General features: G+C 50.3%; 24 protein-coding genes and 3 pseudogenes. 10 read left to right on the forward strand and 17 right to left on the reverse strand.

Annotation, left to right across the window (positions count from 1 at the left end; genetic code table 11):
• Positions 1 to 2: 2 nt before the first annotated feature.
• From tolR to P3339_RS19500, 9 genes and pseudogenes are all read right to left on the reverse strand, one after another.
• On the reverse strand, positions 3 to 434 hold the full coding sequence (gene tolR, locus P3339_RS19460) for a protein TolR (RefSeq protein WP_282951630.1): 432 nt from the start codon (positions 432 to 434) through the stop codon (positions 3 to 5).
• Between the two features lie 20 nt (positions 435 to 454).
• The gene (gene tolQ / locus P3339_RS19465; protein WP_020411960.1) at positions 455 to 1,144 is read right to left on the reverse strand and encodes a protein TolQ; all 690 of its coding nucleotides are present in this window, start codon (positions 1,142 to 1,144) and stop codon (positions 455 to 457) included.
• 4 nt (positions 1,145 to 1,148) lie between these two features.
• On the reverse strand, positions 1,149 to 1,553 hold the full coding sequence (locus tag P3339_RS19470) for a YbgC/FadM family acyl-CoA thioesterase (protein WP_282951631.1): 405 nt from the start codon (positions 1,551 to 1,553) through the stop codon (positions 1,149 to 1,151).
• 11 nt (positions 1,554 to 1,564) lie between these two features.
• Positions 1,565 to 2,585 (reverse strand): annotated as a pseudogene (gene ruvB / locus P3339_RS19475) (Holliday junction branch migration DNA helicase RuvB).
• A 24-nt stretch (positions 2,586 to 2,609) separates the two neighbouring features.
• Positions 2,610 to 3,221, reverse strand: coding sequence for a Holliday junction branch migration protein RuvA (gene ruvA, locus P3339_RS19480; protein ID WP_282951632.1), 612 nt, complete (start codon positions 3,219 to 3,221; stop codon positions 2,610 to 2,612).
• Between the two features lie 59 nt (positions 3,222 to 3,280).
• A pseudogene (ruvC, locus tag P3339_RS19485) lies at positions 3,281 to 3,813 on the reverse strand (crossover junction endodeoxyribonuclease RuvC).
• Positions 3,814 to 3,960: 147 nt separating this feature from the next.
• Positions 3,961 to 4,704, reverse strand: a complete 744-nt coding sequence (locus tag P3339_RS19490; protein ID WP_282951633.1) for a YebC/PmpR family DNA-binding transcriptional regulator — start codon at positions 4,702 to 4,704, stop codon at positions 3,961 to 3,963.
• Between the two features lie 103 nt (positions 4,705 to 4,807).
• Positions 4,808 to 6,585 (reverse strand): annotated as a pseudogene (gene aspS, locus P3339_RS19495) (aspartate--tRNA ligase).
• A 77-nt stretch (positions 6,586 to 6,662) separates the two neighbouring features.
• Positions 6,663 to 6,932, reverse strand: a complete 270-nt coding sequence (locus P3339_RS19500; RefSeq protein ID WP_020411953.1) for an FmdB family zinc ribbon protein — start codon at positions 6,930 to 6,932, stop codon at positions 6,663 to 6,665.
• A gap of 290 nt (positions 6,933 to 7,222) precedes the next feature.
• Between P3339_RS19500 and P3339_RS19505 the strand changes: the two genes are divergently transcribed.
• From P3339_RS19505 to P3339_RS19530, 6 genes are all read left to right on the forward strand, one after another.
• The gene (locus tag P3339_RS19505) at positions 7,223 to 7,624 is read left to right on the forward strand and encodes an HU family DNA-binding protein (protein ID WP_020411952.1); all 402 of its coding nucleotides are present in this window, start codon (positions 7,223 to 7,225) and stop codon (positions 7,622 to 7,624) included.
• Positions 7,625 to 7,849: 225 nt separating this feature from the next.
• Positions 7,850 to 9,577, forward strand: coding sequence for a proline--tRNA ligase (locus P3339_RS19510; protein WP_282951634.1), 1,728 nt, complete (start codon positions 7,850 to 7,852; stop codon positions 9,575 to 9,577).
• A gap of 130 nt (positions 9,578 to 9,707) precedes the next feature.
• Positions 9,708 to 10,274: a lytic transglycosylase domain-containing protein gene (locus tag P3339_RS19515; RefSeq protein WP_282951635.1), complete on the forward strand. Its 567-nt coding sequence runs from the start codon at positions 9,708 to 9,710 to the stop codon at positions 10,272 to 10,274.
• Between the two features lie 50 nt (positions 10,275 to 10,324).
• Entirely contained in the window at positions 10,325 to 11,344 is a 1,020-nt protein-coding gene (locus P3339_RS19520; RefSeq protein ID WP_282951636.1) for a helix-turn-helix transcriptional regulator, read from the forward strand.
• A 154-nt stretch (positions 11,345 to 11,498) separates the two neighbouring features.
• The gene (locus tag P3339_RS19525) at positions 11,499 to 11,987 is read left to right on the forward strand and encodes a sterol desaturase family protein (RefSeq protein WP_282951637.1); all 489 of its coding nucleotides are present in this window, start codon (positions 11,499 to 11,501) and stop codon (positions 11,985 to 11,987) included.
• Between the two features lie 44 nt (positions 11,988 to 12,031).
• Positions 12,032 to 12,340 (forward strand): sterol desaturase family protein, encoded by a 309-nt coding sequence (locus tag P3339_RS19530; RefSeq protein ID WP_282953625.1) that lies wholly within the window; start codon positions 12,032 to 12,034, stop codon positions 12,338 to 12,340.
• A gap of 58 nt (positions 12,341 to 12,398) precedes the next feature.
• Here the strand turns inward: P3339_RS19530 and P3339_RS19535 are convergent, their stop codons facing one another.
• Both P3339_RS19535 and P3339_RS19540 read right to left on the reverse strand, forming a co-directional pair.
• On the reverse strand, positions 12,399 to 13,349 hold the full coding sequence (locus tag P3339_RS19535; RefSeq protein WP_020411947.1) for an AEC family transporter: 951 nt from the start codon (positions 13,347 to 13,349) through the stop codon (positions 12,399 to 12,401).
• Positions 13,350 to 13,554: 205 nt separating this feature from the next.
• Positions 13,555 to 13,959, reverse strand: a complete 405-nt coding sequence (locus P3339_RS19540) for a DUF4345 family protein (RefSeq protein WP_169337095.1) — start codon at positions 13,957 to 13,959, stop codon at positions 13,555 to 13,557.
• Between the two features lie 242 nt (positions 13,960 to 14,201).
• On the opposite strand from P3339_RS19540, the gene P3339_RS19545 reads away from it, so the two are divergent.
• Both P3339_RS19545 and P3339_RS19550 read left to right on the forward strand, forming a co-directional pair.
• Entirely contained in the window at positions 14,202 to 14,828 is a 627-nt protein-coding gene (locus tag P3339_RS19545) for a hypothetical protein (RefSeq protein ID WP_282951638.1), read from the forward strand.
• 352 nt (positions 14,829 to 15,180) lie between these two features.
• Positions 15,181 to 16,110 carry a HupE/UreJ family protein gene (locus P3339_RS19550; protein WP_282951639.1) on the forward strand — a complete coding sequence of 310 codons (930 nt, stop codon included), beginning with the start codon at positions 15,181 to 15,183 and terminating at the stop codon, positions 16,108 to 16,110.
• Between the two features lie 51 nt (positions 16,111 to 16,161).
• Here the strand turns inward: P3339_RS19550 and P3339_RS19555 are convergent, their stop codons facing one another.
• Positions 16,162 to 16,638, reverse strand: coding sequence for an Lrp/AsnC family transcriptional regulator (locus P3339_RS19555; protein ID WP_282951640.1), 477 nt, complete (start codon positions 16,636 to 16,638; stop codon positions 16,162 to 16,164).
• Between the two features lie 136 nt (positions 16,639 to 16,774).
• Positions 16,775 to 17,983 (reverse strand): pyridoxal phosphate-dependent aminotransferase, encoded by a 1,209-nt coding sequence (locus P3339_RS19560; protein ID WP_245556655.1) that lies wholly within the window; start codon positions 17,981 to 17,983, stop codon positions 16,775 to 16,777.
• 1,110 nt (positions 17,984 to 19,093) lie between these two features.
• Between P3339_RS19560 and P3339_RS19565 the strand changes: the two genes are divergently transcribed.
• A complete protein-coding gene (locus P3339_RS19565) occupies positions 19,094 to 19,810 on the forward strand; it encodes an aspartate/glutamate racemase family protein (RefSeq protein ID WP_282951641.1) in 717 nt (238 codons plus the stop codon).
• A gap of 961 nt (positions 19,811 to 20,771) precedes the next feature.
• On the opposite strand, the gene P3339_RS19570 is transcribed toward P3339_RS19565, so the two are convergent.
• The gene (locus tag P3339_RS19570) at positions 20,772 to 21,278 is read right to left on the reverse strand and encodes a YqaA family protein (RefSeq protein WP_282951642.1); all 507 of its coding nucleotides are present in this window, start codon (positions 21,276 to 21,278) and stop codon (positions 20,772 to 20,774) included.
• 432 nt (positions 21,279 to 21,710) lie between these two features.
• On the opposite strand from P3339_RS19570, the gene P3339_RS19575 reads away from it, so the two are divergent.
• On the forward strand, positions 21,711 to 21,911 hold the full coding sequence (locus P3339_RS19575; protein WP_083922672.1) for a CPXCG motif-containing cysteine-rich protein: 201 nt from the start codon (positions 21,711 to 21,713) through the stop codon (positions 21,909 to 21,911).
• Positions 21,912 to 21,964: 53 nt separating this feature from the next.
• On the opposite strand, the gene P3339_RS19580 is transcribed toward P3339_RS19575, so the two are convergent.
• The 3 genes from P3339_RS19580 to P3339_RS19590 are packed head-to-tail and all read right to left on the reverse strand — an operon-like array spanning position 21,965 to position 24,374.
• The gene (locus P3339_RS19580; RefSeq protein WP_282951643.1) at positions 21,965 to 22,864 is read right to left on the reverse strand and encodes a cryptochrome/photolyase family protein; all 900 of its coding nucleotides are present in this window, start codon (positions 22,862 to 22,864) and stop codon (positions 21,965 to 21,967) included.
• On the reverse strand, positions 22,825 to 23,436 hold the full coding sequence (locus P3339_RS19585) for a deoxyribodipyrimidine photo-lyase (RefSeq protein ID WP_282951644.1): 612 nt from the start codon (positions 23,434 to 23,436) through the stop codon (positions 22,825 to 22,827). The genes P3339_RS19580 and P3339_RS19585 overlap by 40 nt, the downstream gene beginning before the upstream one ends.
• The gene (locus P3339_RS19590; protein WP_282951645.1) at positions 23,436 to 24,374 is read right to left on the reverse strand and encodes a MerR family transcriptional regulator; all 939 of its coding nucleotides are present in this window, start codon (positions 24,372 to 24,374) and stop codon (positions 23,436 to 23,438) included. Before P3339_RS19590 ends, P3339_RS19585 begins: the two co-directional genes overlap by 1 nt.
• Between the last annotated feature and the right edge of the window lie 2 nt (positions 24,375 to 24,376).

The following is a 24,376-nucleotide window of genomic DNA, read 5'->3' on the forward strand; positions in this document are numbered from 1 at the left end:
CACTACCCCTGCGGTGGCTCTGTCACCAGACCGACACTGGGCGCTCCCGCCTGTTGCAGCTCAGTCATGGCATTCACGATCAGGCCGTACCTGGCATCGGTATCGCCCCATACCAACACCGGGGTTTTTGGCTTTTGGCGCAAAACCTTGCCAACCGTCTCCTTGATTTCAGACAGTGGCTTAGCTTCTTTTTCCTCTGATCCCAGGTTCAGGTAATAGGTACCGTCGGCTCGTACAGACACGATCAACGGCTCCTCGTCGGTATCCTCCATCGGCGCCGAGGGCGCGTTGGGCAGGTCGACTTTGACCCCTTGCATCAATAATGGTGCCGTGACCATAAAGACAATTAGAAGCACCAGCATCACATCGATGTAGGGCACCACATTGATTTCGGATACCAGCTTCTTCTTGGTTCCTTTGCGAAACACACTCATAGGGTTCGCCTACTCACTACTCAGCCAGAGTGCACTTTGCGGTGCAGGATCGAGGAAAACTCCTCGGCAAAAGTTTCGTAGCTGGATAACAGCCACTCCGCTTTGGCCGAGTAGCGGTTGTATGCCATCACTGCAGGTATTGCCGCAAATAGGCCCATAGCCGTGGCCACCAGTGCCTCACTGATACCTGGGGCAACCGTGGCAATGGTGGCTTGGTGCATCGTGGCGAGACCGCGGAAAGAATTCATAATCCCCCAAACGGTGCCAAACAGGCCGATATAGGGACTGACAGAGCCAACAGTAGCCAGAAACGGCAGATTCATTTCCACCTTTTCCTGCTCACGTGACATGGCCACGCGCATCGCCCGCTCAGTACCCTCCATAACCGCTTCAGGGCCACTGCTGCCCTGCTGTCGCAGGCGGGTAAACTCGGTAAAGCCGGCGCGGAACAGGGATTCGACCCCATCAGTTTTGCCTTTTTCGGCGCGCTCACTTCCCTCGCGAAACAGCTTGTTGAGGTCCGCACCGGACCAGAAGCGACGCTCAAAGCTACTGAGGCCGCGCTTGGCCTGGGATAGGTAAAGCCCGCGCTGGATAATCATGACCCAAGACACCACAGAGGCCAATAAAAGCAACAGCATCACGAGCTGTACCAACAGGCTGGCGTTCTGGATTAGCCCCCAAAGAGAAAGTTGTTCACCGGCGTTCATCTTCTTAAATAACTGCCTTTAATGCTGAATAAATAGGTTCCGGCAGGGCACAGGGCCTGCGGCTGTCGTCAGCGACACAGGCAACTTTGACCACACCTTCGCAAATTAGCTCATCGCCGCGCCAGATTTTTTGCTCGAAAGTCACCGCGGCTCGCCCCAGTTTGCCAATCGCCGCAGTAGCGTGCAATGCATCATCGAGTAGAGCGGAGCGGCGGTACTGGATCTCGGCGGAGTGCGCCACCAGTAAAAGCCCCTGCGCCGGCATCGCCGGCTTATCATAACCGAGGGAGCGCAACAGTTCTGTGCGCGCGCGCTCCATATATTTCAAATAATTCACGTAATACACAATGCCGCCCGCGTCTGTATCTTCGATATACACACGCATGGGAATACTGAAGTCTCCTTTCACCCGGTTTCCTCTCACTGCTTTTTATCCGGCGCTGGTATGCCGAAATGTTCATAGGCGAGCCCTGTAACCACCCGTCCGCGAGGTGTGCGAGCGATATAGCCCTGTTGAATCAGGTAGGGCTCAAGTACGTCCTCCAGGGTATCGCGCTCCTCACTCACCGCAGCTGCTAGGCTGTCTACCCCAACCGGGCCGCCATCAAACTTCTCAATCATGGCTAGCAACATGCGTCGGTCGAGCTGGTCGAAGCCGCGGGCATCCACATTGAGCATATTGAGCGCGGCATCCGCGGTGGCCGAATCCACAGAGCCATTGCCCTTAACATCGGCATAATCTCGGACGCGGCGGAGCAGGCGGTTTGCAATCCGCGGGGTGCCGCGGGCACGCCGCGCCACCTCCAGGGCTCCCCCTCATCCATATCCACCCCCATAAGGCCCGCGGAGCGGCGCACGATGCTGGTGAGGTCTTTCACGTTATAGAATTCAAGGCGTTGAACTATGCCGAAGCGATCGCGCAGGGGGAGGTGAGCAAGCCTGCCCTGGTTGTGGCGCCCACCAGGGTGAAAGGTGGCAAATCCAGTTTGATTGAGCGTGCCGCAGGCCCTTCACCAATCATGATATCCAGCTGGTAGTCCTCCATCGCCGGATACAGGACTTCCTCCACATGTGGGCTCAGGCGGTGAATCTCATCGATAAACAACACATCACCCGGCTCTAAATTGGTCATCAAGGCGGCCAGGTCGCCCGCCTTTTCCAGCACGGGCCCGGAAGTGGTCTTGATAGCCACTCCCATCTCCGCAGCAATAATATTCGCAAGGGTGGTTTTACCCAGGCCGGGCGGGCCAAACACCAGGGTGTGATCCAGGGCCTCTTTGCGCAGTTTGGCGGCCTGGATAAAGATCTCCATCTGCTCACGCACCACCGGCTGACCCACATAGTCCGACAGAGTCTTGGGGCGCACAGCGCGGTCATACTGCTCTTCGTGGCCCGCAGGGCCTACCGGATCAGGTGCTACCAGGCGATCAGCTTCTATCATCGCAACAACTCCAGGGCACTCAATTTACGCGGGCGCCATGCCCTTCAGGGCCAAGCGAATCAAGGTAGCACTATCTGCATCAGGCTGCTCCTTGCTGGCGCGCGCAACCATTTTACTGGCTTCAGTTGGCTTGTAGCCCAATGCCGCCAGGGCACATTCAGCCTCTCCGGCATGATCTGCCCTGGGGCTGGCAGTCGCGGCTATCAAGGGGATATCGTTGGCATCACCAAAGTCCGGGGTCAACTTATCCCGCAGCTCCACTATCAAACGCTCAGCAGTCTTCTTACCCACACCAGGCACTTTTACCAGAGCTGCAACATTGTCTTCTGCAACACAGCGCGCCAACGCCGCACCGTCGAGTCCAGACAGAATTGCCAGTGCCATTTTGGGGCCAACACCACTTACCTTTATCAGGGTCCGAAAAAGCTTACGATCGGCATCACGGATAAAGCCATACAACTGCTGGGCAGTCTCTGAAACGGCCAAATGGGTGTGCAACTGTACCTGCTGACCCAGGGCCGGGAGCTCAAAGATAGTGGTCATGGGAGCGAGCACTTCGTAGCCAACTCCCTGCACATCCACCAATAGCAGCGGCGGCTGCACTGCGGCCAGAGAGCCGCTCAATCGTCCAATCATGTGTTATTCCAAATTTGTTATACCTGCCCCAACGAAAGAGGGAGAGCGGCAGGAGCCATTCACATACTGAGACGCCCGCGACGGAAGCGACTGCGCGCCCCCCATCTCCAGCGGTAAATGCCAATGTCTGCTCTGTATGCATATGACACAGCGCCACCGCGAGCGCATCAGCGGCATCCTCCTGGGGCGCCGCTGGCAGCGACAGCAGGGTTTTTACCATATGCTGAACTTGCAATTTATCTGCACCGCCATTGCCCACCACCGCCTGTTTGACCTTGCGCGCTTCATACTCGGCAACCTCGAGGCCGCTATTGGTCCCAGCCACAATAGCGGCACCACGGGCTTGCCCCAGTTTTAGGGCGGAGCCTGCACTCTTGGACATAAATACGTTTTCAATTGCCATCTGTGCAGGCTGGTATTGCTGTGCAATCTGGCACACCGCATCGAAAATCAGCTTGAGGCGTTCCGGCAGAGGTCCCTCGGGAATACGAATAACCCCACTAGCCACATAGCGAGCCTTACCCCGCTCCACATCGATAATTCCATAGCCCGTTTTACGCGAGCCGGGGTCAATACCCAAGATTCGGGTCAAGAGGCAGCTCCCCAGGTATCTGTATGTTTATATAGTGGTGGGAGTGTCCCAAGGTGAGATGAAAGCGTCAAGGGAGAGCTTGCGAGGAGCGTATCGAAAATCACATGGGGCAAGGCAGGACGCTCCCTGCCCTGCAGTGAGCGGGAGTTAGCCCAACTCTTCCATGACCTCTGCAGGAATATCCGCATTGGTGTAAACGTTTTGCACATCATCGAGATCCTCCAGCATCTCGACCAGCGCCAGCACCTTCTCCGCACCATCTTTATCCAGGGGAACTGTGGTGGAGGGGATCATCGCAATCTCGGCACTATCCGGAGTAAAACCAGCTTCTACCAGCGCGTCTTTTACTGTCAGGTAGTCCTGGAATTCAGTGGTAACTTCAACGCTGCCATCGTCATTGGTCTCGATATCTTCAGCACCCGCTTCCAGGGCCGCTTCCATCAGCGAATCCTCATCGACCCCAGTCTCGTAGAACATCTGACCTTTACGCGTGAACAGGTAACTTACCGAGCCATCTGTACCCAGGTTTCCACCGCGCTTGGAAAAAGCGTGGCGCACTTCGGCCACCGTACGGTTGCGGTTGTCGGTCAGGCACTCTACCAACACCGCTACACCACCAACACCGTACCCTTCGTATACAACCGCTTCGTAGTTTTCACCCTCAGCATTTCCGGCCCCGCGGGCGATCGCCTTATCGATGGTATCGCGCTTCATATTGGCGCCCAGAGCTTTATCAATGGTAGCCCTTAACGTCGGGTTATCATCTGGGTTCGGCCCCGCTTTCGCTGCAACCGTCAATTCGCGAATAATCTTGGTAAAAACCTTGCCCCGCTTGGCATCTTGGGCCGCTTTGCGGTGCTTGATATTGGCCCATTTACTATGTCCGGCCATTGTCGTCTCTCTTCAGTCTGTGCGTGGGATGGACCAGTAAGCGAAGCGAGCTGTCCATCTACACGATTTCGCGGGCTCGCTTCGCATAGCCCACCGGGGAAAATCAGCTGATTTGTTCTTCTTTCTGGCGCAGGCGGATGCTTAATTCACGCAGCTGCTTGGCGTCCACCGTTCCCGGTGCATCTGTCATCACACAGGCCGCACTCTGGGTTTTTGGGAAAGCGATCACATCGCGGATAGAGTCGCTGCCGGTCATTAGCATAACCAGACGATCCAAACCAAAGGCAAGGCCACCGTGGGGGGCGCACCGTATTTAAGCGCATCTAACAGGAAGCCAAATTTCTCGCGCTGCTCTTCCTCATCAATGCCGAGAATGCGGAATACCGCCTGCTGCATCTCTTGATCATGGATACGTACAGAGCCACCACCCAGCTCAGTGCCATTTAGCACCATATCGTAAGCGCGCGACAAAGCTTCGAGCGGATTTTTCTCCAACTCTTCCGGGCTGCAAGAGGGCGCAGTAAACGGGTGGTGCAATGCGGTGAGGCTACCGTCATCATTTTCCTCAAACATCGGGAAGGCCACCACCCATAAGGGAGCCCACTCGCTGGTATAGAGACCCAGGTCTTCACCCAGCTTGCAGCGCAATGCACCCAGGGCTTCAGAAACCACCTTAGCCGTATCCGCTCCGAAGAAAATAATATCTCCATCTTGCGCCTGCAAACGGTCGAGGATTGCCGCGCGTGTTTCCAGGGGCAGGAATTTAACAATTGGAGACTGCAGACCGTTTTCAAGGTCAGCGCGATCGTTGACTTTCACATAGGCCAACCCCTTAGCGCCATAGATGCCGACAAACTTACCGTAGTCATCGATCTGCTTGCGGGTCAGCTTATCGCAGCCACCAGGTACTTTGATCGCAGCCACACGGCCCTTAGGATCATTAGCCGGTCCGGAAAATACCTTGAAATCCACTTCGGTCATCAGGTCTTTAATTTCTACCATTTCCAGCGGAATACGCAGATCCGGCTTGTCGGAACCGTAGCGCAACATGGCCTGATAGTGGGTCATGCGGGGGAACTCGCCCAATTCAATGCCCTTCAATTCCTTAAACAGCTTGCGGACCATACCTTCGGTGATCGCCATGATCTCTTCCTCGTCGAGGAAGGAAGTCTCGATATCGATCTGGGTAAATTCCGGCTGGCGGTCCGCACGCAGGTCCTCGTCTCGGAAACACTTGGCTATCTGGTAGTAGCGGTCAAAGCCGGAAACCATCAACAACTGCTTAAACAGCTGTGGAGACTGCGGCAGGGCGAAGAATTTACCTTCGTGGGTCCGGCTTGGGACCAGATAATCCCTCGCGCCTTCCGGGGTGGCACGGGTCAGGATTGGAGTTTCAATATCGAGGAAGCCGTGTTCATCCAGGTAATTGCGGATAGCAGTGGTCAACTTGGAGCGGAAATACAAATTGCTCTGCATCTCATTGCGGCGCAGATCCAGGTAACGGTACTTAAGACGTACGTCTTCACCTACTTCAGTATGCTCATCCAACTGGAAAGGTACGGTTTCCGCTGCATTGAGAATTTCCAGCTCGGTGCCATATACCTCGACTTCACCTGTATCCATATTTGGATTCAATGCCTCTGGAGCGCGGGCACGCACACGCCCAGTGACCTTAAGCACATATTCACTGCGCACGCGGTCGGCCATTTCGAAATGCTCGGCAGCATCCGGATCAAATACTACTTGAACAATACCCTCGCGATCGCGCAGGTCGATGAAGATCACACCGCCGTGATCTCGACGGCGATCGACCCAGCCACAGAGGGTTACTACACGGTCTATGTCCGCGGAACGAAGGACGCCACAGTAGTCGCTGCGCATGGATGAAAATTCCCGTTATCGATAGGTGAAAAGTTTAAGTAGAGAGTACACCGCGCGGGCAAACCCGCACAGCGGATCTAGGCCGTCTTTGCCGCCGGCTTAGCGGGCTTGTCGCCCTTGGCATTACCATTATTGGCTGCGCCACCGGCAAGGTTTTTCTTATTACCAGTTTTAAAGTCAGTCTCATACCAACCGCCGCCCTTCAGGCGGAATCCAGCCGCGGAAACTTTCTTACGCAGCTCTGCCTGTTCACAGGCTGGACAGTCTTTGAGCGGGTCATCGCTCATGCGCTGCAGGGCCTCCATTTCATGGCCGCAGGCATTGCACTGGTATTCATAGATCGGCATTACTCAGTACCTGGTGCTGTAAAAAGGGGGACAGAGTATACATGAGCCCCCCAAAGGGAAGAAGCTGCCCCCACCTTTTGGCCTGTCGAGAGGGGTTTCAGAGTCACAAAAAGGCTAAAAACTATAGAAAAAGCACTATTTTTCCAGTATTTCCCCGTGCGGCCGAACAAAAACTATATATACTTCCCTCCATCACCCGCTGAGACCGCCGTTTTTTGGATGCAGCGCAGCGGGAGACCAAACACACTTTTACCGGATACATACCAAACAACAAAAGAAGGAAGTAAGCCATGGCTGTTACCAGGAAAGCTGCTACTAAAACAGCTGCTGCCAAAAAGGCTCCAGCTAAGAAAGCCGCACCGGCCAAAAAAGTAAAGGCAATCAAGGAAAAGTACACTAAAACCCAGGTCCTGAACCAAATTGCGGAAAACACTGAGCTGTCCCGCAAACAGGTTCAGTCTGTTCTGGATGAGCTGAGCGATATCATCGAAGGTCACATCAAGAAGCGCGCTATTGGCGAGTTCGCTCTGCCTGGCCTGATGAAAATCACCACCGTGAAGAAGCCGGCCAAGAAGGCTCGCAAGGGCATCAACCCGTTCACTGGTGAAGAGACCACCTTTAAGGCCAAGCCGGCCAGCATTCAGGTGAAAGTTCGTCCGCTGAAGAAGCTGAAAGAAATGGCGGAGTCCTAAGACATCCCTCTTCCTCAGTAAAAAACCCCGCTCATGCGGGGTTTTTTACTGATGTACTCGGAAAACGCCCTTTCCTACTTAATTTGGCTTACATAGGATATGAGCCAGTTAGAGCTCACTGCCCCCCAATCTTAATAACCAGACCAGAACCAAGCGGCAATATTTATTGCGCGATGAATAGCGTAAAATAGCCAGCTTACTGATAATTGAGCCCAACAGATTCCTATGCGCGCATCCCGTTATCTCATTGCAACCCAAAAAGAAACCCCAAACGACGCGGTGGTAATTAGCCATCAACTAATGTTGCGCGCGGGTATGATCCGTCGCCTGTCATCCGGCCTGTACACCTGGTTACCCACAGGATTGCGCGTGCTGCGTAAGGTGGAGCGTATTGTACGCGAGGAAATGGACCGAGCCGGAGCACTGGAAGTACTAATGCCCGTGGTACAACCGGCAGAGCTTTGGGAAGAATCCGGCCGCTGGCAGCAGTATGGCCCTGAGCTGCTGCGAATCCAGGACCGCCACAATAATCACTTCTGCCTGGGCCCAACCCACGAAGAAGTGATCACCGATTTGATCCGCAACGAGATCAACAGCTATAAACAACTACCGGCGAGTTTCTACCAGGTACAAACCAAATTCCGCGACGAAATTCGCCCCCGTTTTGGTGTAATGCGCGCACGCGAGTTCACCATGAAAGACGCCTACTCCTTCCATATCGATGCGGACTCCCTGCAGGAAACCTACGACATAATGCACAATGCCTATTGTCGTATTTTTGACCGCATTGGCCTGGACTACCGTCCAGTGCTGGCGGATACCGGCTCTATCGGAGGCTCCAGTTCCCACGAGTTCCACGTTCTGGCACAAAGTGGTGAAGATGATATCGCCTTCTCCACAGAGTCCCGTTACGCAGCCAACGTAGAGCTGGCTGAAGCTGTAGCCCCTGCCGGTGAGCGTGCCGCACCCAGTGGGGATATGCAGGAAGTGCACACCCCAGGGCAGAAAACCATCGTCGATGTCAGCGAATTCCTGAAGAGCGACCCTGCCCACTCGGTGAAAACTCTCATTGTGATGGGCGCATGCGAAGAAGGGGAAACCGCACCACTGGTCGCGCTGGTCCTCCGCGGCGACCACGAGTTAAATGAACTAAAAGCGGAAAAGCTGGCCGGTATCGCAAGCCCGCTTGAGTTCGCACCAGAGCAACGTATCGCTGACGAGCTGGGCTGCAATATCGGTTCTCTGGGCCCAGTGGGCATGAAGATCGAGATGGTTGTGGATAGATCAGCAGCGCACTTGGCAGATTTCATCTGTGGTGCTAACCGCGACGATTACCACTATACCGGCGTGAACTGGGGTCGCGATGTAGAGCTCGGCCGTATTGCCGATCTGCGCAATGTGGTTCCCGGCGATATCAGCCCTGATGGACAGGGGACCCTGGAAATCAAACGCGGCATTGAAGTAGGCCATATCTTCCAGCTGGGTGACAAATACAGCCGCGCAATGAATGCCACTGTACTCGACGAAAACGGTAAGGAACAGGTAATGCCGATGGGTTGTTACGGCATCGGTGTTTCCCGTATCGTAGCGGCAGCGATCGAACAGAATCACGACGATTCCGGCATTCTGTGGCCAGATGCAATCGCTCCGTTCCAGCTGGCGATCGTGCCTATCAATATGCACAAAAGCGAAGTGGTGCGGGAGAAGTGCGACCACCTGTACGAATCCCTGCGCAACAATGGCATCGATGTATTGCTGATGGATGAGCCAAAGGCACGACTTGGCGCCATGCTTGCAGATGTCGAGTTGATCGGTATCCCACACCGTATCGTAATCGGCGACCGCGGCCTGGAAAAAGGTGTGGTGGAGTACAAAGGGCGCGGCGATGCTGAAAGCCAGGAGTTTGCTGTCTCCCAGCTGGAAGAAGTCTTACTGGATAAAATCAGCCACTAATCCACAACCCGCCATCCCGGCTCCTTAGCGGGCCGGGTATCCTGCCAATACTCCGCGATAAAGTAGATTTGCGTTACAGGTCCGCAAAAAGGCACTGCCCATTTTGTCAGGATTTCGTAAAATCCAAGCCATGATAAAAAAAGCTATCGCCACAATATGGTTATGCTTATCTTGGTGTGGCGCCCAATCCCAGAGCATCTCCAATGAAGTCGATCCCGAGTTGCGCCTCGCCCTGAGAGAAGCCATCAGCCAGGCAGACAGTTTTGTCGATCGCTTCGATGCAGAGGTGTGGCTGATGTCAAAATCCCAGCCTCTATCCCGCTATATCAAAGACCCTAAAAGACGGATGCATGTGCTGAAAGCGGTGCACCGCGAAGCGACGCGTGCGGGACTACGACCGGAGATTGTCCTCGCCGTAATCCAGATCGAGAGCGCCTTCAATCCCTATGCGGTATCCCGAGTAGGTGCCCAGGGTATGATGCAGGTGATGCCATTCTGGAAAAAGGAAATCGGGCGTCCGGATGACAACCTGATCGATATGGATACCAATCTGCGCTATGGCTGCACAATCCTCAAGCACTATATTAAGAAAGCCAAGGGTAACTTGGCCAATGCCCTCGCTTATTACAATGGCAGCTATGGCCGCCACAGCTATAGCAGCAAAGTCCTGGATGCCTGGGCTAACCGCTGGAGGTAAGCCATGACCGCCGGTTATTTATTTTCTCTGGCGGGGCCTGCGCTTTACTGTTGCTGGCGGCTGCCAAAGTATCCATTAACCACTACCAGCTCGCTGCAGGTCGGTGGCTGATTCTGGTCCTGCTAGGCGTAATTTGCTACCTGCTACTACCGACACTGCCCGCGCTTAGTGGCACCGTTGCCATGCTTGTTCATATGCCTGTGATTCTGGTGCCTGCCGCCTTTTGGCTTTTTACACATTTGCTATGCCGAGAGGAGGAATCCTTCCCACATTGGGGCTGGCTCCCGATTTCCCTCTCCATCATCTTCAGCGTCATGGCAAATCACGCACCAATTTCAGTGAGCGCCAACGCACAGGAAATTTTCTTTAATCTATCCCAATTCCTACGCCTCGCCCTGATTGGCTTGGGAGTGTTGACACTGTTAGGGCAATTCCAATCCGACCTTGTGGAAGAGCGCCGCCGCCTGCGCGCAATCCTGTTAATTGTAGTTGGCGCTTATATGTTTATTGTGATCAGTGCCGAGTCTTTGTTTGCTTACCGACCTGTGCCGAATGGTGTACCGACCCTACACGCACTGTTAGCCAGCCTTTTATCGCTGGCAGCTTGTTTATGGCTGCTGGCACTAGCACCCAGCGCCTTGGGGGAGTCCCTTTCACAAGCACCAGTAGAATCCCCAGAGGAAGAGGCACCACCACCAGAACCAGTGCCAAGTCTGGATGAACAGCAGCAGGCACAGCTGGTAAAACTGCAGGAGCATATGGAAAACGGCGGCTACCGTCACACGGGTCTTACTATTCGGGAGCTGGCAGAGCAACTGGATACTCGCGAACACCTGCTGCGCACTCTGATTAATCGCCATCTCGGTTATCGGAATTTTAATGAGTATCTAAATCAGTTCCGTATTGATGAAGCCAGCGCCCGCCTTGCAGACCCTGAACAGGCGCACCTTCCGGTACTGACTATCGCCCTGGATATCGGCTACCGCTCACTCAGCCCCTTTAATGCTGCCTTCAAGCGCCGCCATAATTTGACTCCCACCGAGTACCGTCGCGAGAAGCTGCCCGCCTGATTGGGCAGCCGTTCGGAATCCGTCAGCATTTTTTCATTTTCCGCAAGCCTCTATTAAAAAACGTCCCCAGACTGGAAACTCCACCGCACGCGCTGCCCCAATCCTACCGGGAAAACAGCGACTCCATTTCCAATACAATATTGATGGTGAGAGTATGGATTTTCTAATGGACGTGAGTCACTACGGAGCCACTCACTTTAAATTAACCCTATTTCGCTATGTGCTGGCGGCTTCAGTAATGAGTATCTGTGCAGGCTGGCTATTTCGCGCTTGGATGAACCGGCGCCGAATTCAAGAACGCCGAGCCAACTGGGGGGACATTCGACGAGAAGTCAGCTACTCAATGCTGACCGTTTGTATTTTCACTCTTTTCGGTATCACTATTAATCTGCTGCAGGATATGGGCATTGCCAAGCTTTACTGGCAGTGGAGTGATTACCCTATGTGGTGGAACCTGATCAGCCTGCCTGTAGTTATCCTTTTACATGACGCCTACTTTTACTGGACCCACAGGGCCATGCACCACCCAAGGGTGTTTAAACACTTCCACCGTCTGCACCATATGTCGCGGACTCCCACACCCTGGACGGCTTACAGTTTTTCAATCGGGGAAATTTTTGTTAATGGGCTCTTCTCCCCCTGATTGCACTAACAATACCCCTACACCCAACTATCTGGCTCAGTTTCCTGTTTGTAATGATTTTCCGTAACTCCATGCTACATACCGGCCGCGAATTTCACCCACGCAGCTGGGTGGATGGTCCGCTGGACAATATGACTACAACCACCCACCACGACCTTCACCATCAACGATTCCAGGGTAATTATGGCTTCTACTTCACTTGGTGGGACCGGTTGATGGGTACTGAATTCAAAGACTACAAGAAAGTTTTCCGCCAAGCGGTAGACGGGGAGCTCCATGGTGAAAAGCTGCCTCAAGCCCATGGGACGGCACCAACTCCAGATAGGGAGGACGGAGAAAAAATTATCGCATAGGGCGTTCGGTCGGACCTGTGGCATTCAACTGATATTCACAGGTCCGGATCCCGAATGCTCATCCTCCCAAATACAGCGTGAGTGGCAGTGATACCAAGCTGATAAAGGCTGTCGCCACCACCATAGCTGAGGCAACCGCACCATCACATCCATAACGTTTAGCCAGGACAGCAGCAATCGCACCAGAGGGCATAGCAGACTGTAAAACCAGTAACTCCCGCTCCAGGTGTGGCAGCTCAAAAGACAGCGCCAGAACCCAGGCAAGAAGAGGCTCTGCCGCTAACTTCAAAAGCACAGCAACAGTAATCAGACCCGCCAGTTCACGCACCGCAATTGGACGCAATGCCAAACCGATACTGAATGCCACCAGTACAATCAGGGACCGACCCGAAACTCGCAAAATATCTTCAAATAGTTGAACAAAGACATTTCCCTGAGGCAAGCTAATAAGAGAAATAACAGTTCCTAGGATCATGGCAATGAAAATTGGCGATGTAAAAAAAGGCCTGCAGGCTTCCCACAGACTTTCCCTTTTTCCCTCATCCCTGCCGAAGTAAATAGCTACGGCAACACCAAAAGTAAACACGGATAATAAGGCGCCATATTCCCCTATCAGTACACTATCTCTCATTACCAGTGGATTATTGTTAAAAACCCGCCGGATCAACGATAGTCCTAAGGTGGATGAGCCGCCAAACCCAGCCACCAATACAATAGAGCCAAGTGTCTTGCGACCTAATCCCATCATTTTTCCGATGAGCCACGCGGGCACCATAATACCGATGCTAACCACGAACAAAATTGCAGCCGGTATTAACGCCTGAGAGGAAAAAGGAACCTTACTCAAACTGAGTAGGATGACTGCGGGCAGTGCAAAATCCGTCGTTAGGCGCCCAAAAACGCCCTGCTCCTCTTCGAGAATCACCCGGTGCTTACGCAACCAGATTGCCGAGGCACAGAGAGCAACCAGGATAACCAAGGCTTCAACCAAGCTTTGGAACTGTGACATTTCACCCACCAATCAGAGGCCATACAGGGCCACTGCGCAACAATTTTTCAATTGATAAAAAAGACACAGCAGGCCAGGGCTGAAAGCCCTCGCCAGGCTTTTTGGCAATAATTAATACAAGGAAAATTATTGGATGGGAAAAGAATAAGTCATTTATCAATAAGCGAAAGCTTTAGAGGTACAACTTGAATTGGAAAACTCTCATTTAGTGTCCATGTTGCAACGGCAACCAGCGAGATTCTCGATAACAGAAAAGTCCCCAGACCACCATCAATATTTCCAGGGCCAAAAACAACAAGTTGCGCTCGTCAAAGCTGCCGGTTGCCAGCATGCCAAAAAGTCTACCCATGGCGAACCCAATATAAGAAATCGACAAAGCCGCATAGGCTGCCCGGCGGTGTGGCCGCATTGCCAGAGCAATTAAGAGAATTACGGCAATTGCCAGCATAAAGCCACCATAAGTAGCAAGAAACTCTGGCACAGCTGCAGGGGAAATGAATGACAGGCCAACTGCTGCAGCGAAAGCCTCTGGATTAAACAGAGCTCCCAGACCTATAGACGCAAAAATCAACAAGTTGAGAGTTAAATAGACTCTACCCAAATATTTCAACTGCAACTCCCCTCCACCAGCGGTGATCTAACGTCTAGGAAGGCTCGCAAAACCGCAAGCCTTCCCGAAAGCCTTCCTCAAGTATATATGAGGCCCAAGCCGCCACTCTTTCTAATAGGTCACCATTCCTTGGTAAATTGGCCGGCAGGGAAAGCTTTTTCTTTCTGGCAAAACACTTACCGCCTTCCATACTTACCGGTCGCCACTTCATTCCCACCAGTTACTTCAAACAGGTCCCGAGTATGAGAGCACTAATCAAAGAGCCGCTCACTCATATGTTAATCATCGGCGGTGCACTGTTTATCCTTGATACGCTTGTACAAGAACAATCGGTGGACCGCAACAAAATTGTCATAACTGAGGACCGTATTGAGCACCTTTCCGCAGTATTTTCCCGTCGCTGGCAACGGGCACCCTCTCCTGTTGAGGTACAGCAGCTTGTGGAAACTTATGTGCGAGAAGAAATATTGTACCGTGAGGCGCTGAACCTCGGTCTGGATCACAATGACACCGTGATCCGGCGACGTTTACGTATGAAGATAGAACTTGCCGCCAGGGATATTGCCGACAACTTTGAGCCGGCGGAAAGCACGCTGCAGCAATACATGGAGCAAAATGGGAAAGACTACCAGCGCCAAGCCCACTTCAGCTTCCGACAACTCTATTTTCAAACCAGTAATAGCCAGGAGGATATTAAAAAAGTCCTCATCCGGCTTAACCAGGGCCTGGAAGACGCCTCTGCCGGAGACAGTAGCCTATTGCCCAATCAGATAAACAATAAGAGCAGCACGCGTATTGATCAGCTATTTGGCCCCGGCTTTTCCAGCCAACTTACTAAATCATCGCAGGAAACTGGTTTGGACCACTGAAGTCCGCTTATGGCTGGCACCTGGTTTTCGTAGATGATTATGAACCCAGCAGCGCAGCCAAGTTTTCAGAAGTGCGGACTCAGGTGCTGCGTGATTGGCAATTAAACAGGCGAAAAGCACAACTGGAACAGCAATATCAGCAGTACCGAGAAAATTACACAGTACGTATTGACGCCCCATCCCTCTGAAATTGCCACACTATAGCAGGACGAAAAAGATGCACTATAAAAGCTGGGCAAAAATATACTTATTAGTGCTGTGTATAGCTGCTCTCTCACTCCCTACCACCGCCCATGAGTTACGATCCGCCTATCTCCAAATTGAACAGATAGACTCACGGCGATTTGATGTTATGTGGCGAGTGCCCGCGCGCGGAGAATTACGGCTGTCTCTGGATGTACATCTGGGCCTGGGTTCTACTGTACTTGGCCCAGCCAGTGGTGGCTTCCAAAACGGATTTTATACAGAGCGCTGGCAGATATATCACCCCAATGCGCTTTCACAACTGCCCATCTCCATTGATGGGCTGGAACACACCCTCACCGACGTACTTGTACGGATTGCCTGGCTAGATGGGAATGAAATATTCCAACGACTGATGCCCGAGCGCACTGGCTTTACTGTCGGCAAAAAGGAATCCCATGATCAAGTTACCAGCACCTATTTCAAGCTCGGCCTGGAACACATTCTACTCGGCATAGATCACCTCTTGTTTGTCCTGGCCCTAATGTTGCTCTGCAGTGGCTGGCAGCAGCTACTGCTTGCCCTCACCGGTTTCACCCTAGCTCACAGCATAACCCTGGGCGCCACCACCCTGGGGCATTTATCCCTGCCACAAGCCCCTGTCGAAGTAATCATCGCTCTCAGCATTGTCTTTATAGCCCGAGAAATATTGGCCAAGGGTCATGGTTACAGCAGCCTGACAACGCGCCTGCCATGGCTTGTGGCCTTCGCCTTCGGTTTGCTGCATGGCCTCGGCTTTGCCGGTGCTCTGGCGGATATTGGGCTACCGCAAAGCTCTATCCCCCTGGCACTTCTCAGTTTTAACCTGGGTGTGGAAGCTGGACAAATACTGTTTGTCGCCATCACTGCCACTCTATTCATAGGGTTTTGTCACATACTCAGGCTGCTTCATCAACGATACATCCCAGGGCAGCAGGTGCCTGAAAAGAAGTGGGAAAGGGGCAATATAACAGTCTGGATAGCAACACCAATTGCCTACTTGATCGGCGCAGTCGCCTGCTGGTGGTGTCTGGATAGAACTCTATCGCTACTAATCTAGCCCTTGGCTCCAGTGGTAGGGCTATTCAGCCCCACCACCTGCGGTTTTGGCTCAGTCCTGAAACAGCAGCTCCAGGGGATAGCCAGTGAAAGGTTTGGTTTTTTCAATGACTAAATGCGAGGTCATACGTGAGATCGCAGCTTCCTCGTTGGCCAGCAGCTGCTCAGAGACCCGATTGAAGTCCGCCGCATCAGGGCAAACGAAACGCAACATATAGTCAAACTCACCAGACATCTTCACACAGGATACTATCTGAGGGATGTCATTGATAATCCGCCGGAAATTTTCACTGGTACGCGCATCCTGGCGCTTAAGGGCCACGTTTACATAAAACTCTGCATGGCGCACCTTATCCAAGTTAATCTCGGCAAGAAATTCGCGGATGTAGCGCTCACTGGTCAGGCGCTTAACCCGAGCCAGGCAGGCACTCTCCGACAGACCAATCTGTTCACTCAAATTCAGGTTGCTAATACGGGCGTTGGTTTGCAGCGCCCGCAAAATACGCAAATTATGCCGGTCAATTTTCACAGAACTGATTTCTTTTGAATCTGAAAGGGGGCAAGGATAGCGGTATTCGCTGAAGGCTGAAACATTACAGCCTCCACAGCGGCAAAAGCCACCGCCTCAACACTTTAGTCTGAGGCGACCTCTTTCGCTCATCGGCTCAGCCGGCCTGGCGATTTCCACTGGTGACAAACTGCTCGATACGATCCAACGCTCGGGACAGTTCAGCTTCATCCGCGGCAAGGGTAAGGCGAACATGGTTCACTGCACTCTCACCAAAAGGTGCGCCAGGTAGCACGGATACCCGCTCAGCATCCAGCAGGGCCTCGGCAAACTCCTGCCCAGAGGTAGCGACTTCAGACACGTTCACCATAACAAACATTCCCGCCTCTGGGCTGTAGCAGCTAAGGCCAGGTATTTTGCCAATGCGTTCGACAATTAAGTCGCGGCGGCGCTCGTAAGCATCCCGCATCTGTTTGACGAAATAGGAATCGAACTCCAGGGCGAAAGCCGCTGCTTCCTGGATAAACTGTGGGCAACCGAAAATAGTAGCACCTGCAAACTCCGCCAGCCGATCAACCAACGGACCACGAGCTACTGCCCAGCCAAGGCGCCATCCACTCATGGCATGGGATTTAGATAGGCCGTCAATGACCACAATGTTATCCAGCTCTTCAGCGGCCGTGCGTAGGGAAGTATGACGGCGAGCGAACGTAATCATGGAATACATCTCATCGCACACCAACCAGACATTGCGCTGGCGACAGTATGCCGCCAGTTCATGTAACTGCTCTGGGGTTGCCATGGCGCCAGTGGGGTTTACCGGGGTATTGATCATTACCACCCGGGTCTCTTCACCAATAGCTGCCTTGATTGCTTCCACATCGAAAGCAAAATCTTTCTCTGCAGGGCAAGCCACCCGCTTAACAGAGAGCCTGAGACCGTCGCAAATTGGCACATAACCAATATACATCGGCTCGGGAATCACTATCTCCTCACCAGGATTCAGAAGGCAGGAAAGCACTGCGTAGATAGCGTTGGTTCCACCTGGAAACACTACGACATCATCGGGGTTGCAGGGGTGTTGAGATACCTTACTCTCGATATCGGCAATAGCGCGGCGCAACATAGGCTCCCCCGCGGCGGGAGAGTAATGGGTACGTCCCACGCCAAGCCTGGCACGGGCAAAATCCAGTATGGGCTCCGGGGTGTCGAAGTTTGGATCACCCACACACAGAAATATGACGTCCTCCCCCTTGTCAGCCAGGCCATGGGCCCGGTCACTGACGGCCCATACATTAGAATCCTCGCTGTTCAGAGCCTGACTTTGCAGGCTGAATCGGGGAGTAAAATCTGTCACGTTCTTCACTATTTATCTGCCATTTATGCCCGATACGGTAACAACCGTCAGGGTAATTGATGGCTATAAATCAGGGCTGATTTCGCATTAGGCAGAATTTTGCAGGGGCATTACCGCAGAAAATTCTGTGAGTATCCGTCTCTCTCGATTTGCGACCGGGGAGTGGGTTCTGGTCGGCAAAGAGATACCAGAGAGAGAGTTAAAGGGGAGGAGTTAAAGCAGGTAATCAGATAATGCTATCAAGCACCTGAATATGACCAATTGGTCTGGATAATTCAGCAGCAACCTGATCAGATAGGCAAAATTCATTTTAGGCCCGGTAAGAGTCAACCTGTTACCAAGGTGCACAAACCTGTTTTCTATTGGCGCCTATTTCTGCAACCGAGACTAGGAAGATCTGTCATAACCTTTTTAGGTTTACAATCGCCGATAATTTTCAGTTGCCATTCTGAACTGGACATTCAGGGACAAATAAAAAAGAGCTTGGACCAAATGAACAGATGTCTGGCTAAATCGCTATTACATATCGCAAGTTTAGCCTTCTCCGCGTCTTTACCAAAAGAGCAAAAAGACACTTTAATTAGTGCGCTTAACTTGGAAATGTCCAGCTGTTACATCCTACAGGAAACATTCCTGCAATTCACAAAAGTCTACAGAGGGCTTCCCAATCTAAAGAGACACAAGCAGAAGATACCGATTTCATCATCTTTGCTCTCAGGAATAATTGTGGCGGTGATGGAAATATGGGCCAGCCGATTGGCAGCTGCTTATTGATATGCCTACACACTTGAACAGCATTTATTGGAAAGCTTCCAATAAAACATCAGAACTCTGAACTTCCGATAATATTAACGGCGAAAGAAGATCTGATACTCCTATTTTTTTAGGGCCAGCAAAAACACATTCTCTAGTACAAAAGCATTTGCTTACTACCAAAAACACTTAAAGAGAGCCACTCTACTTGGTGAGATTACCAAAGGAAAAACTAATCCCTGACAATTCTTTCCACTGGATGCATCGTTTAAGATAACTATTCCTATTGCCGAGTCAGTAAACCCTGTCCCTATAAGCAATTGAGAGCGTGTTTGGGGGCTATTCAAACATCAAAGGAAGTAGTCAGTGAAGCTAAATAACGAAATAAAGCACATTGGTATTGTGGGATGCTCCGCTGAGGGAGCAGCGCTTTGCTACAAGACAATTTGCAATGAGAGCGCCAAGTATCTTGGGAAACACGCCCATCCTGAGGTTTCCATGCACACCCACTCCCTGGCAAGTTATGTACAGTACCTGGAGTCAAATAATTTCGAGGGTATCGGCGACCTGATGCTCTCTTCCGCAAAGAAACTCAAAGCTCAAGGGGCTGATCTACTAATTTGCCCTGACAATACCATCCATCAAGCATTCAATTATATAAGCTCAAAGTCTCCACTGCCTTGGCTCCATATCGTTGACTGTGTAGTTGATTCAGCACTGTCAAAGGGCTACACAAATCTAGGCATACTTGGGACCCAGTGGCTTGTGGAGAGTGATGTATATCCGGAAAAAATTGAGGCGGCAAATATAAGCTGGCAGCGCCCACCACAAAGAACAATTGAAAAAGTCGGCCACTTAATTATGTATGAACTGGTCAACGGGATTTTTAAACCAGACACCATTCAATATTTTCAGGATATCATAAGGCAGTTCGGGGAAGCGGGATGCGATGCTGTAGTCCTTGGCTGCACGGAAATACCATTGATAATTAACGATAGTAATTCACCCATTCCAACGTTAAACTCCAATCGATTATTGGCAGAGGCAGCTATGGCAGAAGCGATATTGATGCGGTCAAAATAGCAATCATTAATATATACAAAAGCACCAAGTATCTGTTATCTAGAGAATATCCGCAGTGACCTCCCCTTTATTTTCCATTACCTTTCTCTTTTTTATCCTAATTTCGTTTACAGCCAATGCCAATATTTATAAGTGGGCCGATGAAAATCGGTCAAGTACATTTTAGTGATAAGAAAAATGAAAATGTAAAACAAGAAATAATCAATTCTAAAAAGTACATATCAGACTGATATCCGTTCAAAATCACCGGTGAAACGTTAAATACCTAGATAAGCAAACAAGAGCTAGGACGTTTCGCACAACCAAACATGATGTTAGCCACGCTATCAAAGATACTATAACACCCTACTCCCCCTCCAGGCTGAATGAGGGATTAGCTGAACAGATGAAAACTATATCAAAAGTAAATAGACAGTTTAAAATCACTCGCCACAAGAAAAATTATAATTGGGTTAATCCGCCCGAACACAGATTAAAGCTAATGGATATCAATACATTCTTGAAGCTACCAAGCCAAAACTGGAGACATAAGTTGAGAAATGGGCAGGCACGCTTACATTCCCCAACAGGTCAATTTGTTTACTCTCTCTTCTCCACACAACCTGATAGAAGCTTTATCGATAGGTTAATACACAAGTTTGAACGCGGAGACCGCACATTCTTATACTACCATGTCGACGAGGTCTATATCGGAGGTATTAAAAACTGGAAATAAAATTGAAAAACTGGCTTAACAGCAAGACAATTGAGCATTTCGTTTTATAAAGTAAAAATGACTGAGCATATACAAATTTTGACTTCTAATAAATTAGTCCAAAAAACATATCTTACTTTTCGCCTCTATTTCACCTCTTTGAGAAGTGGCATTACGGTACTCGCCACTCCAATTAGGCAACACGGCTACCCTTTAAAGTACCATAAAATGGACATTACAGGAGGAAAACATAACAAGGCCTTATAGCTATACAACTTTTAACACCATATAGCTAAGAACTATATATCGAAGCAGCTTACCCAGGCCTACTAATATCAAAAACCACAACAAGCGCACCCGTAAAATACCAGCTACAACTGTCAATGGATCGCCAATAATTGGAACCCAGGAAAAGCAAAGTGAAAGTACCCCGTACTTCTTAAATCTTTGTTCTGCCTGATCAAATTCATTCTCGGTCATCTTAAGCCATTTCTTCGCAAGCCCCAAGCCAGCCCAGTACCCCAAGGCATAATTAATCAGAGAGCCTGCCACATTCCCAACAGTTGCTACAGCAATTAAAGAAATTGGTGATAGGCCACTTAATAATAATGCACTTAAAATAACCTCTGAACTTAAAGGTAAGATAGTTGCAGCCAAGAATGCGGAAATAAAAAGACCTACAAACCCAAAATCAACCAAGCTGCCCATAAATTTCAAAGCTACCTTTATATCTGTCAAGTAATACAGAAGTCCTAAAGCAATAATCCACACCATATATGCTACTGCCTTAGAGGGCAACAAGATATTGTAGTATCAATTTATTATTCATCGGAAGAAAATGACAATCTAAAAAGTAGCTCTCTTTCTTTTTAAAGCCAATAAAGCTGGCTAGACATAAAAAAGCCCTGTTAAAAGATGGCAAAATCTGCTTTCAGGTTTAAAACCAGACTCTCCCCTATTTTAATTAAGCCATCCCCTTTCACATCGGCAACTTCATAAATTAAAAAATTCTCCAAAAAGGGGGAAGGGTAGTTACAATAGGGAGCCCGCCTTATAGCAAAGAAATAATTTCTGCTATATTCACATAAGTAATCATGACACAAATTGTCGAATATTCTAATCATAGAATCGAACAACGAGTTCAAAAAGCTTTTCTTATGGCAAGATAAATGAAAGTTTTACCCCAACTTAGCGAGGTAGCAGACCATGCCTAATGCCTTAATTGAAGAGAGAATATATTGCCCATATTGTGGTGAATCAATTACGGTATTGATCGACACCTCTGTAACCCCACAGCAATACACCGAAGACTGCCAAGTATGTTGCAATCCAATAGTTTTTCGCATAAATATTGATATGAATGGAGACTTATCAATCTCTACATATGATGAAGATGAAATATTTTGAACGTATCTTATTAACTGGAGCACATGATACTTACTAAAACACGTTAGCGGCCTTTATTTCAATTTCGAAAAAAGCTCAATCGCCCGTTTTCGTCCAGCTCCCACATCACAAATAACCTGCGGATAACCTGCAACAGGTGGTGGATCATGGATACCCTTGTCATCAAGAGAAGCTAACTCCGGCACAAATTTTCGGATAAACTCACCTTTGGGATCAAATTTCCGAGATTGACTATAAGGGTTGAATACACGGAAATAGGGTGCAGCATCAGTACCGGTGGATGCCGTCCACTGCCAACCGCCATTATTAGATGCAAAGTCAGCATCAATCAAGCGTTGCATAAAATACCGTTCACCCCAGCGCCAATCGATAAGCATATTTTTGCTTAAAAATGAAGCTACTATCATACGTAACCGGTTGTGCATCCATGCCGTTTCGTTCAGCTGTCGCATAGCCGCGTCGACAATAGGCACTCCAGTTTCACCTCGGCTCCAACGCTCAAATCTATCTTTATCATATGACCAGGGAATTTGATCAGTTTCCTCTCTGAATGGTTTTCCTTTACTCAGCCGAGGGAAATCCACCAATAAATGGGTATAAAACTCCCGCCAGATCAGCTCACTAATCCAGCAGGCGATACCATCTTGTCCACCTAACCAGTGTCCGTCATTGAGTTTTAGGGCCATTCCTACACACTGACGGATTGAGATAGCCCCACTATTTAAGTAGGGCGATAGCCGCGAGGTACTATCCAAGGCAGGAAAATCCCGTTCTGCCTGATATTTATTAACTATTTCACTAAATGCCTTCAGGCGTTTTTGCGCAGCTTTTTCCCCAGTCTTCCAGCCATTGACAACCCCCGAATTAAAGGCCTCAATTGAAAAATGTAATAACTTACCAGGTACTTTTTGATTCAGTTTTTCGCCCCCTCCAGGGTCACCGACCTCGGCCATTGTGCTCTCTCATCAGTCAGGGGTATTTTTCGAGGGGCGGGCAAAGGCTTAACATCACTATCTGTACATCGTTCTATCAGTGCGCGCTTAAAAGGAGTAAAAACCCTGTAAGGATCTCCACTACCTGTCCTCACTGCCCCCGGAGAAAAGAGCGTACGATCACTATAATAATTTACCTGAATACCACTTCTCTGTAGCTTTTCCCGCACAGCATTATCCCTGCGCTGTTCATTTAGCGGATATTCAGCATTGGCAAATAGCGCGTCTATTTTAAGGCGTCGGATAATTTTCTGCAGTGCCTGGGGAACTCCAGAAAATGTGGGCACCTCGAAAAAATACAGGGGGATATTTTTGGTTTGCAACTGGAGCTGTAGTTCGTAAAGGCAGCCCATACGAAAAGCCACTAATGCATCACCTTCATAATGGCTTTTCCAACTATCGGGGCATGCAATGAAAATCGCTGCCAACTGTTCACAACATTTGCTGGCATGGTAGAGCGCAGAATTATCATGTAACCGCAGATCACTGCGCAACCAAACCAAACCGCGCCCCAGGGTAAATTGTTGGCTCATTATTTCAGCTGCTCCCGTAGTTGAGCAATAATACTAGCGGTAGCTCCTGGCAGAATTGAGCAAAAAGGCAGTCTCATAATGCCATCCAACTCAGTAATTTGGATCTCAACATAGTCCCCCGCCAGCCATAGAGGCACCCGAAGCTCTGAGGCCAGAGTCGATAAATCCCTAGTAACAAAATGCTTGGGCAACGCACGGTAGCTATAACAAAGTACACCATCCACCTGAAGCTTTTGCATAATTGCTGCCAAGTTGCCCATGCCTACCTGACCATTAAAGACATAAGCATCAATACCATTGGCAAGCAGCACGTTGCCAAACATCAGGGTAAAAACCTTTTGCTCCTCACCCGGAGGCCCCAGGAGAAAAATACGACACTTATCTGGTTTGTTATCTTTGCACAGGTTTTTGCGGGCAATATCGTTGGCCACTATCAGCTGCTCATGTAGCAACTGCCAAAAAAGGGAAAGAACCAACGTCCTGTCAGGTAAAGGCGACCGATCCAATCTTTCTCTCAAGGGCTTTAACCAGCACTCCAATAATAACTGCGGTGAAAAACCGGTTATCCACTGATCTAATCGCCGGCGTAACTGAGGCTCAGCAACCTCTCGAAGCAGCTCACAAGTTTCATCAAGTAACTCACGCCAACTGCTCCCGGTTTCTATACTTTCCTCTGCGCGCAATACTATTCCATCACCACGCTCCAATAGTGCACGAACCTGTCCTATAGACACGCCACGCGCTAGGAACATCAAAATAGTTTCGATACGCCCGACCTCCTCGTCACTGTAGAGACGATGGCCTTTACTGGTACGGACCGGAGTCAAGAGGCCGTAACGGCGCTCCCAGGCCCTCAATGTTACCGGCTGAACACCAGTGCGACGTGCCACTTCTCGAATAGGCAGATAGGCAACTTCTGTGAGACCTGTATCATTCATGC

The sequence above is a fragment of the Microbulbifer sp. MLAF003 genome (assembly GCF_030012965.1).
Classification (GTDB): domain Bacteria; phylum Pseudomonadota; class Gammaproteobacteria; order Pseudomonadales; family Cellvibrionaceae; genus Microbulbifer; species Microbulbifer variabilis.

Excerpts from the sequence above, each read along its gene's own strand:
- P3339_RS19505 (WP_020411952.1), top strand. The coding sequence starts at position 7,223 with ATGGCTGTTACCAGGAAAGCTGCTACTAAAACAGCTGCTGCCAAAAAG.
- P3339_RS19535 (WP_020411947.1), bottom strand. The coding sequence starts at position 13,349 with ATGTCACAGTTCCAAAGCTTGGTTGAAGCCTTGGTTATCCTGGTTGCT.
- tolR (WP_282951630.1), bottom strand. The coding sequence starts at position 434 with ATGAGTGTGTTTCGCAAAGGAACCAAGAAGAAGCTGGTATCCGAAATC.
- P3339_RS19550 (WP_282951639.1), top strand. The coding sequence starts at position 15,181 with ATGTGGCGAGTGCCCGCGCGCGGAGAATTACGGCTGTCTCTGGATGTA.
- P3339_RS19510 (WP_282951634.1), top strand. The coding sequence starts at position 7,850 with ATGCGCGCATCCCGTTATCTCATTGCAACCCAAAAAGAAACCCCAAAC.
- P3339_RS19515 (WP_282951635.1), top strand. The coding sequence starts at position 9,708 with ATGATAAAAAAAGCTATCGCCACAATATGGTTATGCTTATCTTGGTGT.
- P3339_RS19545 (WP_282951638.1), top strand. The coding sequence starts at position 14,202 with ATGAGAGCACTAATCAAAGAGCCGCTCACTCATATGTTAATCATCGGC.
- tolQ (WP_020411960.1), bottom strand. The coding sequence starts at position 1,144 with ATGAACGCCGGTGAACAACTTTCTCTTTGGGGGCTAATCCAGAACGCC.
- ruvA (WP_282951632.1), bottom strand. The coding sequence starts at position 3,221 with ATGATTGGACGATTGAGCGGCTCTCTGGCCGCAGTGCAGCCGCCGCTG.
- P3339_RS19500 (WP_020411953.1), bottom strand. The coding sequence starts at position 6,932 with ATGCCGATCTATGAATACCAGTGCAATGCCTGCGGCCATGAAATGGAG.
- P3339_RS19585 (WP_282951644.1), bottom strand. The coding sequence starts at position 23,436 with ATGAGCCAACAATTTACCCTGGGGCGCGGTTTGGTTTGGTTGCGCAGT.
- P3339_RS19490 (WP_282951633.1), bottom strand. The coding sequence starts at position 4,704 with ATGGCCGGACATAGTAAATGGGCCAATATCAAGCACCGCAAAGCGGCC.
- P3339_RS19575 (WP_083922672.1), top strand. The coding sequence starts at position 21,711 with ATGCCTAATGCCTTAATTGAAGAGAGAATATATTGCCCATATTGTGGT.
- P3339_RS19580 (WP_282951643.1), bottom strand. The coding sequence starts at position 22,864 with ATGGCCGAGGTCGGTGACCCTGGAGGGGGCGAAAAACTGAATCAAAAA.
- P3339_RS19590 (WP_282951645.1), bottom strand. The coding sequence starts at position 24,374 with ATGAATGATACAGGTCTCACAGAAGTTGCCTATCTGCCTATTCGAGAA.
- P3339_RS19525 (WP_282951637.1), top strand. The coding sequence starts at position 11,499 with ATGGATTTTCTAATGGACGTGAGTCACTACGGAGCCACTCACTTTAAA.
- P3339_RS19570 (WP_282951642.1), bottom strand. The coding sequence starts at position 21,278 with ATGGTGTGGATTATTGCTTTAGGACTTCTGTATTACTTGACAGATATA.